The organism is Providencia sp. PROV109, assembly GCF_033681625.1.
Taxonomy (GTDB): Bacteria; Pseudomonadota; Gammaproteobacteria; order Enterobacterales; family Enterobacteriaceae; genus Providencia; species Providencia hangzhouensis.
Window position 1 is genome coordinate 3567923 of record NZ_CP096320.1, and the last position, 19591, is coordinate 3587513.

Genomic DNA, 19591 nt, shown 5'->3' on the forward strand with positions numbered 1-19591 from the left:
AATGCCTAAGTTTTTTATAGAAAGACCAATTTTTGCGTGGGTAATTGCAATTATCACCATGCTTGCTGGTCTGTTGGCAATTATCCAGTTACCTGTTTCGCAGTACCCGACCATCGCGCCACCGGCTGTTTCTATTTCAGCTAACTATCCGGGAGCGGATGCTGAGACGGTACAAAATACAGTAACGCAGGTTATCGAACAGAACATGAACGGTATCGATAACTTGGTATATATGTCATCGAGCAGTGATTCATCAGGTTCTGCTAGCATTACGCTGACATTTGAAGCAGGAACTGATGGTGATATCGCGCAAGTACAGGTGCAAAACAAATTGCAACTGGCGATGCCATTGTTGCCACAAGAAGTTCAGCAGCAAGGTATTAGTGTCGATAAATCAACTAGTTCATTCTTAATGGTTGCGGGTTTCGTTTCTAGCGATGGCTCAATGGGGCAATACGATATTGCCGACTACGTAGGGTCAAATATTAAAGACCCACTTAGCCGAGTTAACGGTGTAGGTGAAACTCAACTGTTCGGTACCCAATATGCAATGCGTATTTGGTTAAAACCAGAGCAACTCGTTAAGTACAACATGACCACAACAGATGTCATTAATGCGATCAAGGTACAAAATAACCAAGTCGCAGCAGGGCAACTCGGTGGTTCACCGTCTGTAGCAAACCAGCGTTTAAACGTTTCTATCATTGCGCAGACACGTTTAAATAGCCCTGAAGAATTTAGCAATATTCTATTACGTGTAAACCAGGATGGTTCACAAGTGCGTATTAAAGATGTTGCTGATGTCCAATTAGGTGCTGAAAACTATAGTACGATTGCCCGCTTTAATGGTAAGCCTGCAGCAAGTATCGGTATTAAACTGGCAACCGGAGCGAACGCATTAGATACGTCTAATAACGTCCGCGCTGCGCTTGAGGAAATGAAGCCTTTCTTCCCTCAAGGATTAGAGATTGTTTATCCATACGATACGACCCCATTCGTTAAAATTTCAATTAACGAAGTGGTTAAAACGTTAGTAGAAGCAATCATGCTGGTTGTTGTCGTTATGTATTTGTTCCTACAAAACATCCGTGCAACACTGATACCAACGATTGCAGTACCTGTCGTATTGTTAGGTACCTTTGCTATCTTGTCGGCATTTGGTTATTCCATAAACACCTTGACCATGTTCGCGATGGTACTCGCCATCGGGCTTCTCGTCGATGACGCCATCGTCGTTGTTGAGAACGTTGAGCGTGTTATGCAAGAAGAAGGCTTGTCACCAAAAGAAGCGACCAAAAAATCAATGGGTCAAATCCAAGGTGCGTTAGTCGGTATTGCAATGGTGCTGTCTGCGGTATTTATTCCTATGGCCTTCTTTGGAGGTTCTACAGGGGCAATTTACCGTCAGTTCTCAATTACCATTGTATCCTCCATGATCTTATCAGTACTGGTTGCGATGATCTTAACGCCAGCACTGTGTGCCACCATGTTGAAGCCAATTGAAAAAGGCAGCCATGGTAGCCAAAAAGGATTCTTTGGGTGGTTTAACCGCACATTTGAAAAACAAGCACACCACTACACCGACAGTGTAAGCCGTATGCTTAACGGCACGGGCCGTTATTTAGTGATTTACCTGCTGTTAGTGGTTGGTATGGCGTTCATGTTCGTCCGCTTACCGTCCTCTTTCTTACCAGCGGAAGACCAAGGGGTATTCTTGTCAATGATCCAATTACCACCGGGATCAACGCAAGAACAAACCCAAGCGGTATTGGATGAAGTGAATAACTACTACCATACCGAAGAAGCCAAAAACGTTGAGTCGGTCTTTACCGTTGGGGGCTTTAGCTTCGCAGGTCAAGGTCAAAACATGGGTCTCGCTTTCGTCGTTCTGAAAAATTGGAGCGAACGTAAAGGCGATGAAAACCACGTTGATGCGATTGTACAACGTGCGAATATCGCACTGTCACAAAAACAAGAGGCACTGATTTACGCCTTTAACCTACCAGCGATTGTTGAGTTAGGTACCGCAGACGGGTTTGACTTTGAGTTAGTCGATAAAGGTAACTTGGGGCATGATAAACTGATGCAAGCCCGCAACCAGTTACTTGGATTAGCTGCTCAGCACCCAGAAATGCTTCAAGGTGTTCGTCCAAATGGTCAGGATGATACCTCGCAATACCGTATTTATATTGACCAACAAAAAGCACAGGCTCAAGGTGTCGCTATCAGTGATATCAACGCAACATTGAGTTCTATGTTTGGTGGAAGCTACGTGAATGACTTTATCGACCGTGGTCGTGTGAAGAAAGTTTACGTACAAGGTGACGCAGAAAGCCGTATGTTACCTTCTGACATCAGTAACCTGTATGTTCGCAATAACCAAGGTAAAATGGTTCCGTTCTCTGCCTTTATGGACGAATCCAAAGATCCTTGGAAGTATGGTTCACCGCGTTTAGAGCGTTATAACGGTGTCCCTGCGATGAACATTCAAGGTCAGGCAGCTCCAGGGAAAAGTACTGGTGATGCGATGCTGTTAATGGAAAAACTCACCACTGAAAACCTGCCTGAAGGAATTGGTTACGAGTGGACAGGTATGTCATATCAAGAACGCTTAGCAGGTAACCAAGCCCCTGCTCTGTACGCAATCTCCTTGATAGTGGTCTTCCTGTGTTTGGCGGCTCTCTATGAAAGCTGGTCAGTTCCATTCTCAGTTATGTTAGTCGTTCCATTAGGTATTATTGGTGCGTTACTGTTTACCAGTGTTCGTGGTCTAGACAACGACGTTTACTTTAAAGTGGGTCTCTTAACAACCATTGGGCTCTCGGCGAAAAACGCAATCTTGATTGTTGAATTCGCCAAAGACTTGATGGAAAAAGAAGGTAAAGGGTTAGTCGAAGCAACACTGAATGCAGTTAAAATGCGTTTACGACCAATTCTGATGACATCTTTAGCATTTATGTTAGGTGTTATCCCACTGGTGTTTAGTAACGGTGCAGGTTCTGCATCCCAGAACTCAGTAGGTACTGGTGTTCTTGGGGGAATGTTTGCCGCAACCTCATTGGCTATCTTCTTCGTTCCTGTATTCTTCGTGGTGATCCGTCGCCGTTTCTCGAAGAAATCAGAAGATGTTGAACACAGCCATCCACCAACAGCACAATAATTGCTGATCGATAAATCGAAAAGAGCCACTTATGTTGTGGCTCTTTTTTTTATATATTAATTTAATACTGACTTGTTGTAGATAACATGGCGAAATGAGGTTTGTCCTGCTCTTTGAGTGCAGTTTGAATTTCAAAGTCTCCCTGAGTAAAATCTATTCGATTCAACAACTCCCCTAATAAAACTATCTTACCATTGATATCAAAATGGCTTCTGAAATGCATTGATAAAGACATTAAACCGTGACTGGCCAAAGCTTGCTCAGCTAATAAACTCACATCAATATGTTGATCTGTTCCATCAATTTTTAGTTGTAGATGACGATACGAGTGAGCCTGTGGACCATAAATTCCACGGATATAAAGAGATGTATTATTTATTGAATCTGTAATAACCAAGTCGTCTCCTTGACGATTAATAAAAGTCTCCTTCAATTGGTCTTGTATGGGTAGGATAAGCAAATCAACAATTCGGTCTACCGAATAATTATCAATAATAATCGTTTGATAACGCTGCCAATCTACCTTTTTAAACTGATAAGTATCGGAGCCTTCACCACCATTAAGAATTAAAATAGAAATATCGCCTAATGCCGCAGGAATAACGACATCGTTCCCCTGAGTTCCTTTAATAATTAATGATAAACCTAATTGTTCATGAGATGACGTTGGGTGATAAATAATTGCGTTTTCTTCTGTTAACAGCATTAAACCACCCGCTATTTTTTGTACTGACTTAAAAGTAAGCTTAGGGTATAAATCAACATGCTTAGGTAATTTATTTGGAAATCGAAGAACACCCTGGTTATCGAAAATATTGTTAAACCTCATCTCTCCAATCGCGTTTATTCGATATAGCTTCTTTGATTTTGAATCAAAAATAACGCCATATTGTTTATCGTGATCAAAATCGATAATTTGTAACTCACTTTCTAATGAAAATGAAGGCGCAACAATAGCCATCTCGTTAAAATACCATGCTGGTAATATACGTTCCCCATTAGTATCTTTTAATCCAAACAATGCAATGGGGTCCTTTTCATTGAAAAATTGAGCAAAACGCTCCCATTTCAAAGGCTCTCTCGCAAACCAGTCTTTATTAAGGGCAACTAATTGTGTACTACCATTCGCACCCAGCTGCCTAACAAAGCCTTCTTTTTGGATAACAAGGAGCTCCCCTTGCCAGTGCGTGACATTTTCTATTCCACTCAAATTTAAACGAAAGGCGGCACTTGGCTTATTTGGATTAATATTATCTTGCCCTAACCCTTTCTGATAAAAAATGGAGTCTTCTTTTCGGCTATAAAAGAAAAAGACTTCCTTTCCATTTTCATTTAATAAACTTCCTAATAATTCCAAGTCCTTAGGAGGAAACCAATACCATAAATCGTACCTCGGATTATAACGTCCCAGGCTTGTTGCAAATATTTTTGCAAGTGTAGGTTTAATTCTATAACGCTTTAATTGAAACACCGCCTCTTTACCATCGTTAATAGACAGAGGAAACCTCTCTCGCCAAATTTTTTCTAATGGCGTATTTTTTGCGAGCTCACAATCAATATATTTTAAATCTTCTTCACTTATCGAAATAAACTCATTCAAGAATAGCTGTTCATTCACATTTTTTCTTTCTAAATTGGCTTTAACCAATGTTCCACTCTCATTGCGTAGCCAGTAATGATGCCAAAAACCATTTTCATCAGTGCCCGATATCATCACCGTGTTCGCAATGCTGGGTTTGATGGTAATTGTCTTTTGATATTCAGGACTCATATATCGACAGGCTAAGTAGTCATGGCTACTAAATTGCTTACGTTGTTCAAATGATAATAATGTTTGTGTGTCATATAAGTTATCGAGTAATAACCTGTTATTCACAACGCTCACGAGCTCTAATTTATCACTCTGTATTAGCCTATAGGTATTTTCAACCGTACTGCCAGTACTTCTTTCTGTTAATGTTATATACAGTTGGTCATCAACCAATGTGACTTTAATAATTTCTGCATCTAAACCTAAAACCATATTTGCTTTAAGTTGAGTCAGTAAAGAGCCTGTATTTATATCAACCTGCCAAATTACCGATTCCACTGATGAATAAAAATAGGCTGTATCCCCATTAATTTTTATTAGTTGTGCCGAATGATTTTCTTTATTTTTTGAGTGAGTAAAAATGACCCGGTCATATTGAACATCATAAAATGCACGTCCCACGTTTAAACCGTTATATTGATAATTATCGATGGCAACATACTGGCCGTTAAGCTTATTTTTAATTGATAAATCATGAAGATGCTGTCTAATTGTCTGGCTTTTATTTATCCATTGACTACCATCTACATTAATAATCTTTGCTGTCTTATTAGTAAAATCTATTTCACATACTTCATGTTGAGCATTGACAAGTAAAATCGAATTATCCGCCACCGATGTATCAACATGGATAGTAATGCCGCTAATTTTAATGTGATCATCCATGATTTGAATAACATGCTCTTTTCCATCACTTTCTATTAAACTCGTATCAATTATCCAGCTAGATTGTTTTCCATACATAGCCCCCTCAATTAACGTAAGAGATGCACCATAATTAACTGTAATTTGATATTCCCCACCATTACCAGTGACAGTGTGCGTAATATGCCCTTGCCATGGAATAGGCATTTTAGGAACGGCTAATTGTCTATTTTGGCTATCTAGATTGACATGAATGGTAGTATTTTCATATTCATGCTCTAAAGTGGTGATGACATACTCTAGGCCACAATAAAAAAAATCAAAATAGAATTGATAGCGTTCTTCCATTCCTCTCAAAATAGAAAAACCATTATCCCCTCGAGAAGTTCCACCAAAAAGAGAGCTATATCTGTAACGAATGAACGATTTAGGTACAACTGGTAATATCACTACCCCAGTTTGGCTCCCATTAAAGTTTACTCTTGGCTCAGTAACACCAACAGCTTCTCTAATATTAATTGCATGTGATTTATCAATCTCTGCACTCGGGCCCGACTGAAAATCATTCAACCAGCAATGCTCTATATACCACTTTTTTTTCACACCTCGATATATATATTGGCTACCAAGGTCAAAATAGCCATTTTTGAAATCTAATTTCTCGATGACAATATTGGGTGTTGGTACCAAAAAGTCTTTTTTTGCATCATAACTTATCGCTGCATTTTGATAGTCTCGTTGATAAATCGCGAATTCTTCCCCTACAGCAACAGCTTTTTGTGCGTGTCTTTCATTAATATTAACCAGTTCGGTGATACCAATACCTATTCCCATAAGTGGTACAGCTAATGGCCCTGCAACACCTGCCACCGTTTCCGCACCAAGTAGAGATGCTCCCGTGCTTACAATACCTAACCCTAATGATGATGAATCAAAAGCTAGTTGAGTACCAAATACAGCTCGCTGAGTTTCATTTTGTGTATTCGCTAACTCATAAATATCGAAACCAACCATAGCTCCTTGGAAAATAACCCCTAACCCTTCATTCGCTGTACGTATTAGAGACGAAGAAAAGCGATTCATTACTGATTTCGCTACTCCATTCCCTTCACACCATAATGAATATGCAATTTTTCCAGTTTTCATGGCATCATTGATAGCACCATGGGCCATCATAGAATAGCTAATATAACTATGAATACGCAGTGCTGTTGCTAAATTAGATGTTGGCCTAGAAGAAACCACTTTTCCATTCTCCGACCATTGAATGATTGCTTGTATTCCCATCGCTATATTGAGGCCATCCACATGTTCTGTACCCTCAATATCTCTTTCACATTGCAACTCCCCATCACTAAAAGAATAATGACTCTTTAACATAGCCATTTGCTTGTGAAAATATTCTTTAAACTCAATAAATGTTGTGTCTTTCGTTTCAGCCCAATATATCTTTTCCTCTATCCCTTGATGTATAAATTGAATACGATATCGGCCATCTTCCAAATTCTCAACATTTTCAAAAACAGGTAACCATTTTTCATCTAGTTGATGACTTTTGCACACTTCATTAATTGAGTATTCAAGACGTTCCCCCCATTTCTCTGACTCCAAAATAATTAAGGATGTCTGTATTTTCTTATCTTTTGCTATTAAAGACTGATGTTCTAGAATACTCTCCATTTTCTTATGTAGAGAAATAGATTCCATTAAATTATCTGAATAAACCAAATCGGAAACAGTTAAACCACTACCAATTTGTACTTCAGACATTTTTCCCGTATTAATAGAGACCAATTCAAAACTACTATTTAAAACCGCATACTGCTCTGCCATCTTGTTTTTAAATAAAAACTTATTTAAAGTTGAAAATAACTTATCAGAATCATTAAAAGCATAAATACCAAAGTTTGGATCATAAAAATAATAATTAATTTCATTACCACTTTTGACTTTACCTAATAACATTGAGTGTGTTGTGCTATTTAGCACATAAATATTTCCTTGTTCAGCATTAATCAGAATTTCTTTTATTTCATTTAACTCAAATTGGCCAATTATAGTTGATGCGTGTGCCGCCTCTATATTTACATGAAGTTCTTTTAACGCAGCTTGTAACAAAGTTGAATTCGGCTCCGTTGGTGATGCCCCAGCTAAAAACATCTTATTAAGCAATTTATTTGCACCCTCACGGCCCTCTAAGGCTAATGCAACAGCCATTGCCCTAACTAAAGAGTAACAACGTCCCCCTGAATTATCATCCATTAAATATAAATAAAAATCTTGTGGTGCGAGACGTTTCTCAATATAACCGCTATCTCTAAAGATTGAATTAAATTTATAAGTAAAATCTAAAACATCATAAATAAAACCTGAATTCTCTCTCGAGGTTATATACTGAGCTAATACTCCGCACTCAATGGCAGTAAACTCATTCTCAAAGTTAAATATTTCCGCTTTTACTGATAATATATCATTATTAAATTTATCAATAATATACATACATGGGAATAACAGTGGATCCGTAACAAATCGCTGAATATCTTGGCTTATTCTATGCTTTTTAAGCATCATACAGTCAAAAAGACTATTTTTTAAATGACCATCACGCTGAACTTGCGCAACTAAACTAGGATTATTCGTATCGTAGCCTACTTTTTTTAATACTTTCGGTAAGATTTGTTTTACTGGGCGATCTGTTAATAAAGCTTCTGTAATAGCGTCTGCAATGACCTGTGACCTGGCTTGCCCATGGCTTGTTGACTGACCTTTTGGTGTTTCCGAATAAGAAATACCAGTATCCATTTTTTGCATACCAACTGGTGTATGTTCAATAAATGCATCCGAAGAAATCAATGCATTAAGTCGCTGGGTAATTTCCTTTGCATGCTCAAGCCCCGATTCAGATAAGTAAATAACAGCTTGATCCGTTTGTATACCAAATTTTCTAGGCCCCATAATTTTGGCTTGTTCTATACACTGAAGTGACGGCTCATGAAATAACTTCACCAAAGATTTTGCCAGCAGATTAATATATTTTTTATGTATATTTATAGTTAACCTAGCATTTATACTAGAGCGAAGTTTTATCCTTTGTTTTAAATTTTTAGGGAGAATACGCAGTGCTTGTGAACTTAATAAATCGGAATCAACAAGGTTAGATAATTCAACATCCTCTTTACCTTGAACTCTTATATCGACATCATTATTTCCTGTTGATAAATGCCTTATATTATCAATAAATTTTAGCTCTTCTTGACTACTGAGTTTTTCAATACCGATAGGAACATCATTGTTATATACAAAATAAGATTTCTGTTCTATTTCTTTCTTTAATTTATCATGTTTTTTCAATAAGTCTGGAGACCACTTTCCTGCATGACGATATTCATATTTAATCGCCTCAACCAGCATCATAATATTTTTATCAAACTTTACTTTATCCATTACATAAATGGTATGATTCAATAGAGAGCTATAGCTATCACCAGACATATTATTAAATCCCTTTATTTTTAATTTAAAAACATAACAAGTAGTAATTTATTAGCAAGGAAAATGAAATTCACAAACGGCCAAAAACATTATATAACAATTACTTACATTATATTTTTTCATTTTTCCGATTTTTCCTGAGTGCTAACCGTATCATATTTTATTAAGCCAAACTAATTTTTGATTATTATAAAAAACGACTAAATACATTATACTTTTAATCATAAAAGGATTTTTACAGCAAGGAGCTAATACCAATGAAGAAAACCATATTATTCACTCTACTAAGTTGTACTTTATTTCATACCACATCATTAGCCGAGGCCCCTGATATCACAAAAGCAAAAGTTATTAATATAGAAGCCCCTCTCAAAAATAACATCTCGTTTAATACCTTCGAAAGTCTCTCATCTAATGACGATGGTTTAATTTTTAATAATGATATTAACAGTAATACTAAGCTTAATAATAAGGCAGCAAAGCTTATTTTTGCAGAAGTAACAGGGACTGAAACAAGCAACTTACAAGGGATATTAGGAATAAAAGGGCAACGCGCTAACCTTGTTATCGCAAATCCTAATGGTATTTCATGGAAAGACGGCGCCGTTGATAATATTAATAGCCTCTCCTTAATTGCCGGTAAATTTGAAAAAAAATATATTAAAAACAAAGAGAAAGATAACCAGCTTGAACTCCAAAAATTGGAGGACTATAACCAACTGAAGTTTTCAACTCAACCTGCTAGCCAAATCAGTATTAGTCAGCAACAAGGAACTCCAATTCAACTATCAAAATTAAATATCGTTGCAGACCAAATAAAGCTGCAAAATACACTTAATATCCACTCTGCCATACAAAATTATATCAGCGCATCGGGTAATAGCACCCTTTCTCCTAGTGAAGGCGTTGTCAAGTACAGCACAAAGTTCAAAACTGACATTCCTTATATTCAAGGAAATCATTTAGAGATGGATGAGCAAACTAAATTAACAGGTCGTAACATTGTGCTTGAGAGTCACCAATATCACTGTAAAGATAATTTCCTTTGCCCACAAAATAAAATAGATATTCAAGGGCTTATTAACACGATGAGTTTCTCTGTGCGCGGAGACGCAGACATTACTTTTTCTGATACGGGCGTGATAAAAATAGGGAAAAACCAACAGGCTCTTATTGCTAAAACAACGCAATAATCTCAATTTAGCGTACAACAACAAATAACGGCCTCAATAAGAGGCCGTTAAGTTAAAGTGAATTGATCCTAAGTTACATCCAGATAAACCAAGCAAACAATGAAATCACAAGGATACAAGCCACGTTTAATACCGCACCAACACGTACCATTTCAATTTGCCTAATATAACCGGAACCGAATACAATCGCATTTGGCGGTGTAGCAACCGGCAACATAAACGCACAAGATGCACCAATCCCAATAATCATGGTTAATACAATGACTGGCATACCTAATGCTTCAGCAACTGTTGCAAAGATTGGTACTAATAAAGCTGCGCTCGCCGTATTACTGGTAAACTCAGTCAAAATGATAATAAAGGTAGTAACAGCTAGAATAATAACAAACCAGTGACTTTCACCGAATGTCATTTGCATCCAGTCTGCCATGATCTTACTTGCCCCAGAAGAACTTAAAATTGCGCTGAGTGTTAAACCACCACCAAACAGCATCAATACGCCCCACTCGGTATTTTTTTGAATTTGAGACCAGCTAGCAACACCTGTTACACCAATTAAAATCGCAGCACTCATCGCAATGATTGTATCTAAATCTTTTACACCACCTAATGCATCACTAATAAACGTACTCGTGATCCAACAAACTACGGCTAAAAGGAAAATCGTCATTGCTGTAATACGCTTGCCATTCCACTCAACGTGTTCTAACTCAATTTGAAAACGATGTTTCAGGTTTGGACGTAACATCATGTACATCAATACAAACATCATTGGTAGTAACACCACCATGATTGGAATACCATATTTCATCCATGATAAGAAATCTAAACCTAAAGCTGCTGCCGCAATCGCATTTGGAGGGCTACCTACAATCGTGCCTAAACCACCGATACTTGCACTATAAGCAACACCTAATAGTACAAACACGAAAGTATTACGTTCATGACGTACATCGAGATTAGACAGTATACCTAATACTAGTGGTAGCATCATTGCAGCTGTTGCTGTGTTACTAATCCACATAGAAAGTAACGCTGTTACACCAAACAGCAATAATACCGCGACTGATAAGCGCCCTCGAGCTGCCATTAGTAAGCGATTTGCAATTAGCCTATCAAGGCCTTGGATATGTAAAGCCGTCGCTAATGCAAAGCCACCGAAGAATAAGAAAATAATCGGATTTGCAAATGATTTCAATGCATCCCCTGTATTCATCAGCCCTAAGCCTACTGCCAAGATCGGAATACACAGTGCAGTAATGGTGACATGGATAGCTTCAGTTAACCAAAGCACACCGATGAAAACCATCATTGCAAGACCTGCATTTGCTTTATCATCAAATGGTAAATATTTTAGTAATAAAATTAAGAGTACGATATCAACAGCTAAGATTATCCATCCCCGTTTATTCGAGGGGGTTGGGCTCACTGATGGTGTTAAAGATTCTGAAGCGTCCATGTTTACTCCATAGCTTTGGAAGCAAGTTTATTTTTAGCGCATATTGTTAATAATTATTTATAAGCTGTGAAATATAGAGTTAATTTATTGAGATGAAAATGTGGATAAGCTAAAAGTGCGATCTACCCCGCGCAATTTTTTGTATTTTTAATATCTCTACCGAGAAATGTTCTATTTTGTAAGCAAATAACCGCATAAATTAACAGTTTCAATTGACAGAACAATTGCGCTAATACGCCAACGCACCAGTCAGCAGTTAATTCCACCCAAAGCAAAATAAATGATATCGATGAATAAAAAACAAACTTAAATTAAAATATCAACCAATGAAACTAGACAACTAATTAAGCTAGCCAGTTAAACTCCGGCTAGCTTAGCTTAACTAATTCATACCTGCTTTATCCCACTAAAACAGGCGCAGTAACCAACGAAGGCTGTATTATATCCTGATGTCTAGACATGCTTTCACGATGGTTTAATGATGATGTCATTGCTGAAAGCTGTGCTAACTGATTGTCATGAGACAGCAGTATTTCTTCATCAGACTCATTCGGTGTATTAGTAACCATCAGCCCATCAGTCAATAAATAACTATCTACAATAGTTTTTACCCTAATATCTCCGTTAGAATTTAAAAATCGCAGTTTAAGGTGTTCATATCCTTGAGCATTAGTAGCAAATATCCGCCTAATAATAAGTATGCTATTTGTATTTATATCCGTTAGAATAAGGTCATCCCCTAGGCGATTCACAGCTAGAGAGTTCATATCGTCAACAGGTAAAACAAGTGTATCTGTCAAACGATCGCTCGCATTATTATCAATGATAATTGCTTGATAATGTAGCCACGCCGCTCTAGAAATAACATAGCTATCTTCTTTGTCTCCCGCACTTAATATAATATTTTTTACATTATTGATAACTGGTGGGTTGATTATATCCCTTGAATTTCCACCGTTAATTAATAAAGATGATGAGAATTCCTCTTTATTACTATCTGAATTATTCTCTCCCTTACTGTAATATAAAATCTCATCATTAGTTGTATACATTAACAATCCATTTTTTAATTTTTTAACTGTATCAAATTTAATATTTGGGTATATCTCATACATTGAAGGTAGTGATAAAGTATTTTTTAAATTATTTTTATCAAAAGCTTTAACTAAAGCAGCTTCATTTACAATTGGTTGCCAATAAAGTTTTTTATTTTCCATATCAAAAATAATTGCTGCTGAACGGTACTCGTCTATTCCTAAATATTGCAATGTATTCTTTGATGATAATTGATATGCAATAACAATACTTTTATTTTCATACCAAGCAGGAATAATAGCTTGATTATCACTCATTTTTAATCCAAGTAAAGCATATACTCCTTGATTTGACTCTAATTGACCAAAATCTTCCCACCATCTTGTTGAATGTGAATCAAACCACTTTTGATTTAGTGCCACAGGTTGAATATTACCTTGAGCGTTAATTTGACTCACAATGCCATTATTACTAATAATTAAAATTTTACTTTGACTGAATATAACACTCTCAATATTTTCGGTTTCTATCCTTTTGATTTCTTGCTTTTCTATTTGAAAGAAATTTGGGTTTTCTCCAACTTGTCGATATATTGATTTTTCCTTATGACTATAAAAAAAGAATACTTCTTTCCCATCATTGTTTAATAAAAACCCAACAAACATTAAATCTTTAGGCTCAAATAATTCTTTGTTATCGAGAGCAAGATTATATGAAGTAACATTTGGCCTTATGATAACACCGTCTCTTTCTCTTAACCAATAATGATATATATTATTATTTTTATCAATTCCTGATATTTGGATGACATCAGCCAGCTTCACACTTTTACTATATATTGTTTTTTTATCTTTTACTTTATCAATTAACAATAAATACTTACCAAAAATCATATCTGAAATATCCTTAGGTATGACCGATTTTTCTTCAAATAACTGATAATGAGTCAGCTCATCAATAGAAACACTAACTAATATAATTTCATTTCCATTTATCATATAATTTGCGACTTCATGAACTCCTTCACTAGGATAACGACATGAGAAATAAATATTTTCATTACTAACCCATAACTTAGTTAATTCAAAATTCCGCTGAGCATTATTATTAATAATATACGTATATTGAACTTTATTATCCTGATCAACTAACCACAATATATTATTATCTTTTGAGTAAAAACATGCCCCCGTCCCTAATGGAGAAAATAGATCAGCATTTTTAGTATATTGTTCCGATGAGTCAGTGAAAATATATCTCCCTGTAGAAACCTGATAAAATGCTCGTCCTACATTAACATTCCCAAACTGATAATTTTCAATTAATACGTACTGCCCCATAATTTTATGTTGTTCATTTAATTTATTTAAATGATTAGATAACTCTTCATTATGTCCGACCCACTTATTTCCATCTTCGCCAATTAAATTTACATCTAAATTTAAAAAATCCACTTTATAAACTTCATTATTATTATTAATGTATAAAAAATCTTTTTTTGATACTGATTGGTCTATTTTTATTTTTACTCCACCTACATCTATACGGTCAGAACTAACAATAATGTCATTTTTACCTAATAACCCTCCACTAATTATCCAGTGAGAAGTCGATAACTTATTTGAGTCATCAATCAATTCTATTTCTGCACCTATTTGTGGACTAATTTTATATACTCCACCATCACCCTTTATCGAATATTTAATTTTCCCATGCCACTCACTGGGTATTTTTGGAATAACTAAATGTCTATATTGATTATTTAATTTTATTTCTATTTCTGTATCTACATATTCATGGAATATCTGAGTGATAGTATTTTCACTTGGAAATATATAAAAGTCATAATCAAATTTATCTGTGTTTTCTAAACGACGAATAACATCAAACCCACTATCATGACGTGTTGTTGCTCCTGGCCATAAATTGTAATCATATTTAATATACGATTTTGGCGTGATAGGTAAGGCAATTATTTGTGCATCTAAATAGCCATACTGTCGGCTACTCATGTTATATCCGATACCTTTACGAATATTAATTGCCTGTTGACGGTCATGTACCATTGTAGGGAAATTACCCGCCCAAAAAATATAATTTTTCCGTCCGCCTCCTGCAGAATGTGCGCTAGTCCTATAGATATACTGGCTATCAAATTCAATTTGGTTATTTCTAAGATCTATTGTTTTAAAAACTGCACCAGCGCGCGGAAGAACAATACTTTTATCAGGTAAGTAATCATATCCGTTATTTTTATATGCTTGGTCTAACTGATAGAAATATCTACCTACCGATTTAGCATCTTCTCCTATCACTGCATAATTACGCGCCAAACCAGTGAAACCAATACTTAACCCTGCAAAAATAACCCCAGCTCCCCCCATAAATACTGAAGCTTCCGTTACTCCTAAAGCACCGGTTCCTAAACTGAGTCCTCCTGTGACAAAACTCGCAGAGTCAAAAGCAAGTTGTGTACTAAATATAATCTTATGAGGTTCATCTTTTGCATAGGTCAATTCATATATATCAAAGCCGACTAAGGTACCATTAAATAAAACAGTAACACCTTCATTTACTGTTTGAGCTAATGAAGTAGAAAACAGACTAATATTTTTAGCTTCATAGCTAATATTTTCATTTAACCCACTACGAATTATACCTACAATTTTAGCTAAATCATTCAGAGCTCCATGAAATATCATTCCATAATTAATATAACTATGTATTTTCAATGCTAATGCTAAGTTAAAATTATCATTATTCATTCCGTTTCTATTATGGTTTTTATCTGAATACCATAGCATCAAAGACTGAATAGCTATTCCTGCATTTAATCCATCGAACGATGGCTCATTGATATTATATTCACTGTTATTATCTATATTCTTTTGGGGAATTAATTTTTCCCCATCAAAAAAATAACTTTCTCCAAATAATGCTACTTGCTTTTCATAATAATGATTAAACTCTTTAATTGTCGGGTCATCCATTTCAATCCAATGGCTTTTTTCAGGATCATCATAATCTATAAATTGAAGTTTATATTTACCTTTTTCATTCTCTTTCAGTGTGGAAAATATAGGCACCCATTTTCTATTAAATTGGTACTTCATTGATAAATTAGTTAAAGAAGTTTCTAAACGGTATCCCCATTGTTGGGCTTCTAACATAGCCAATGTTCCTTTCAATTGAATGTCTCTTTGAATCGCAAGTTGTTTATTAACGATACTACTAGTTTTGCTTTCACGTTTAGTAATTAAACTCAATGAAATAGGCTCACTTAAATGAGTTACACTTAACCCATTACCCACCGGAACACTCGACATATCATCTGTAATAATTGAAATCACTTCAAAAACCGGATCTTTATTGCTCCCAAAGGCTGAGTAAAAATCAGCCATTTTGTTATCTACCATAAATTTTTTAAATGCTGAAAATAGTTCTTTACTATTATTAAACGAAAACAAACCGAAGTTAGGGTCATAAAAATAGTAGTGTGATTTTTTATCATTTATAGTTTTACCAATAAGCATCGAGTGATTTTGGCTATTAATAGCAAACATCATTGTTTTTTGCTTCGCCTCTAATAAATTCTGTGTCTCTTTGATATTAATTCTACCATGAGAAAATGATGCCTCTATTGCTTCCACATTCGAATGTAATCGCTCCAATGCCGTTTTTATTAATATTGAATCATTATCTTTAGGATTCGCTGATGCTATATAAAGTTTATTAAATAAAGTATCCGCGCCTTTTTGATCATCTTTTGCTAATGCAACTGACATAGCTCTAACCAAAGGGTAACAACGCCCTCGAGAATCATCCCCTATCAAGGTTAAATAAAAATCTTGTGGCATTAATCGATTAATTTGACTGTTTAATGAATAAAATAATTCACTAACTTTTCCTGTTTCATTCAAAATATATTTTATATATTCGGCATGACCTACATTATTAATTCTTTGATATAAAGCCCCTCGTTCTATAGGACTAAGGTCTTGAGTCAAATATAATTTTTTCAGTTCTATTGACGTCATATTCTTCTTTAATCCTGATATATTAACTTCTGAAAAACCGTCCATTCCCTCACTAAAACTATTTCTAAATGAAGGTTTATTCGAATTTTTATGAACAAAAACTAAATTTTCATATCGCTCATTGATTGTCTGTTTATATTCATTAATACCACCATATATTGATTGTTCTTCATTTTTAACAACAGCGTTCATGCCTTTACTTTTTTTTATTTCCCACCATAATTTACTTCTTTCTATTTGGTTCCCTTCAAATAGTATTCTATTATAATGATTATGATAAAGACTAATTTGAATATCACTTTGTGCTAATTTTCGTGTTAAAGATTTTATTTTAACTTTATCATCTATTGTTTTATTTATCTTCCCATTTAGTTCCTGAAGTTGTTTCTGCCATACCTCTTGGAAACTTTTTAACATTTTTACATGATTATTTATTTTTATACTTATAGATGTAATAAACTCAAGCCATGCTTTAGCGCTATCTAGTTTTCGTTCCGTTTCAAATATATTATTACCTTTCTCATCCATATATAAGCAATTGAATTTCTTTGCTATGGACAATATTTTAACATGTATATTTTCCCGAGTATTTTCAAATTTATTTTTATTTATACTATCCATTTTATTATTAGGAATATATTTTAATATTCTATTTTTTCCTTCTATTGCAAATGATTTCCTTTCACCTTTGTAATATTTAACCTCTTGTTTTTGTAAGACTAATTGCCAATCATTATTTACAAACTGCATATATGCTGTCGCATTACCATTTGTACCATCTTTTATTTTATAATCTTGATAATCAGCAGACATAACAACATCATCATATAAAATTGAACTATTCATTCTGCAATCATTATAGACTCGATAATGATCTTTATCATGATTGGTAACTATAATAGAATTTTTATTTAAAGTACCTGTAATTAAGAGAAACGTATCTGAGGGTTTTTTAGGAATATCTACATAAGAAGGATATAAATGAGTTGCATCATAATTATTATTATTGAGTAAATAACTTTTAATTACAAACGGGTCAGGCTGCTCGCTATCATAATAACTAATATCATATCGTGAGTTATCATGTTTAGTTAATGTTACATCTCCTTTTTCTACCGTTGAGCCAATTTTAATTAACTCGCTTGTATCTAGCGTAGATTTTTTGATAATTTCATTTATTTTTTCAATTACTTCTGTATGTTTTTTTATTGTCATTGTATTCATTCCTTTGAATAAAAATTAATTATTTAAAATGAATAATGACTGTAAATTAATATCTCCTTTAGTACCATAATCAAAAAACAAATTCAGATTGAATTTTATAAAAAAATTCAATTATATTTGTTAAATTAATAAAATTAATAACCAAAAAAATAGGGAAGCCTAAGCTTCCCTATTCATTAACTTGCTAAGCAATAAATAATTATGCTTGGCCTTTAACTTCTTTTAAGCCATTGAATGGTGCATTTTTACCTAATGCTTCTTCAATGCGAATCAGTTGGTTATATTTAGCAACACGGTCAGAACGGCTCATAGAACCTGTTTTGATTTGGCCTGCCGCTGTACCAACCGCTAAATCTGCAATAGTAGCATCTTCAGTTTCACCTGAACGGTGAGAGATAACAGCTGTATAGCCTGCATCTTTCGCCATTTTAATTGCAGCCAAAGTTTCAGTTAAAGAACCAATTTGGTTGAATTTGATCAGGATAGAGTTAGCGATGCCTTTATCGATACCTTCTTTTAGGATCTTAGTATTAGTTACAAACAGGTCATCACCAACCAGTTGGATTTTGTCACCAAGAACTTTAGTTTGGTATGCGAAACCATCCCAGTCAGACTCATTCAGACCATCTTCGATAGAGACGATTGGGTACTGTTTAGTCAGTTCTTCTAAATAATGTGTGAACTCTTGTGAAGTGAAGGTTTTGCCTTCGCCTTTCAGCTCATAATTACCGGTTTCTGCGTTATAGAACTCAGATGCTGCACAGTCCATCGCCAGTGTTACGTCTTTACCTAACACATAACCAGCTTGCTCAACCGCTTCTTTAATTGCTGCTAACGCTGCTGCGTTTGATTCTAAGTTAGGCGCATAACCACCTTCATCACCTACAGCTGTATTCATACCTTTAGATTTCAGTACTTTTGCTAAGTGATGGAAGATCTCAGAGCCCATACGGACAGCTTCTTTCAGCGTTGGTGCGCCAACAGGCTGGATCATGAATTCTTGGATATCAACGTTGTTATCAGCATGCTCACCACCATTGATGATGTTCATCATCGGCAGAGGCATAGAGTATTGACCGTGAGTACCATTCAAGTCAGAAATGTGCTCATACAGAGGCATACCTTTCGCCGCTGCTGCTGCTTTAGCATTTGCTAAAGATACAGCGAGAATTGCGTTTGCACCAAATTTAGATTTGTTCTCAGTGCCATCGAGATCAATCATGATTTTATCGATGTTAGCTTGGTCTTTAGCATCTTTACCGATCAGCGCTTCTGCGATTGGACCATTAACAGCAGCAACTGCTTTCAGAACACCTTTACCCAGAAAACGTGCTTTATCACCGTCACGCAGTTCCAGAGCTTCACGAGAACCTGTTGACGCACCTGATGGTGCCGCAGCTAAACCAACAAAGCCACCTTCTAAATGAACTTCAGCTTCTACAGTTGGGTTACCACGAGAGTCAATGATTTCACGACCGATCACTTTAACAATTTTGGACATTAGGTTTTCCTCAGTACAAGTTAAATTTTGGGAAG

At 35.4% G+C, this 19591-nt stretch carries 6 protein-coding genes; 2 read left to right on the top strand and 4 right to left on the bottom strand.

The features are described from left to right. The first annotated feature begins 1 nt into the window (after position 1). The gene (locus M1F25_RS16610) at positions 2-3160 is read left to right on the top strand and encodes an efflux RND transporter permease subunit (protein WP_181488481.1); all 3159 of its coding nucleotides are present in this window, start codon (positions 2-4) and stop codon (positions 3158-3160) included. Positions 3161-3221: 61 nt separating this feature from the next. On the opposite strand, the gene M1F25_RS16615 is transcribed toward M1F25_RS16610, so the two are convergent. Continuing rightward, positions 3222-9107 carry a TcdA/TcdB pore-forming domain-containing protein gene (locus tag M1F25_RS16615; RefSeq protein ID WP_181488483.1) on the bottom strand — a complete coding sequence of 1962 codons (5886 nt, stop codon included), beginning with the start codon at positions 9105-9107 and terminating at the stop codon, positions 3222-3224. A gap of 257 nt (positions 9108-9364) precedes the next feature. Between M1F25_RS16615 and M1F25_RS16620 the strand changes: the two genes are divergently transcribed. Continuing rightward, positions 9365-10300, top strand: coding sequence for a filamentous hemagglutinin N-terminal domain-containing protein (locus M1F25_RS16620; RefSeq protein ID WP_112307166.1), 936 nt, complete (start codon positions 9365-9367; stop codon positions 10298-10300). Between the two features lie 73 nt (positions 10301-10373). On the opposite strand, the gene M1F25_RS16625 is transcribed toward M1F25_RS16620, so the two are convergent. From M1F25_RS16625 to eno, 3 genes are all read right to left on the bottom strand, one after another. Then, positions 10374-11759 (bottom strand): SLC13 family permease, encoded by a 1386-nt coding sequence (locus M1F25_RS16625; RefSeq protein ID WP_004260445.1) that lies wholly within the window; start codon positions 11757-11759, stop codon positions 10374-10376. A 398-nt stretch (positions 11760-12157) separates the two neighbouring features. After that, on the bottom strand, positions 12158-18046 hold the full coding sequence (locus M1F25_RS16630) for a TcdA/TcdB pore-forming domain-containing protein (RefSeq protein ID WP_181488485.1): 5889 nt from the start codon (positions 18044-18046) through the stop codon (positions 12158-12160). A 208-nt stretch (positions 18047-18254) separates the two neighbouring features. Beyond that, positions 18255-19556 (bottom strand): phosphopyruvate hydratase, encoded by a 1302-nt coding sequence (gene eno, locus M1F25_RS16635; protein WP_004260453.1) that lies wholly within the window; start codon positions 19554-19556, stop codon positions 18255-18257. Positions 19557-19591: the final 35 nt, after the last annotated feature.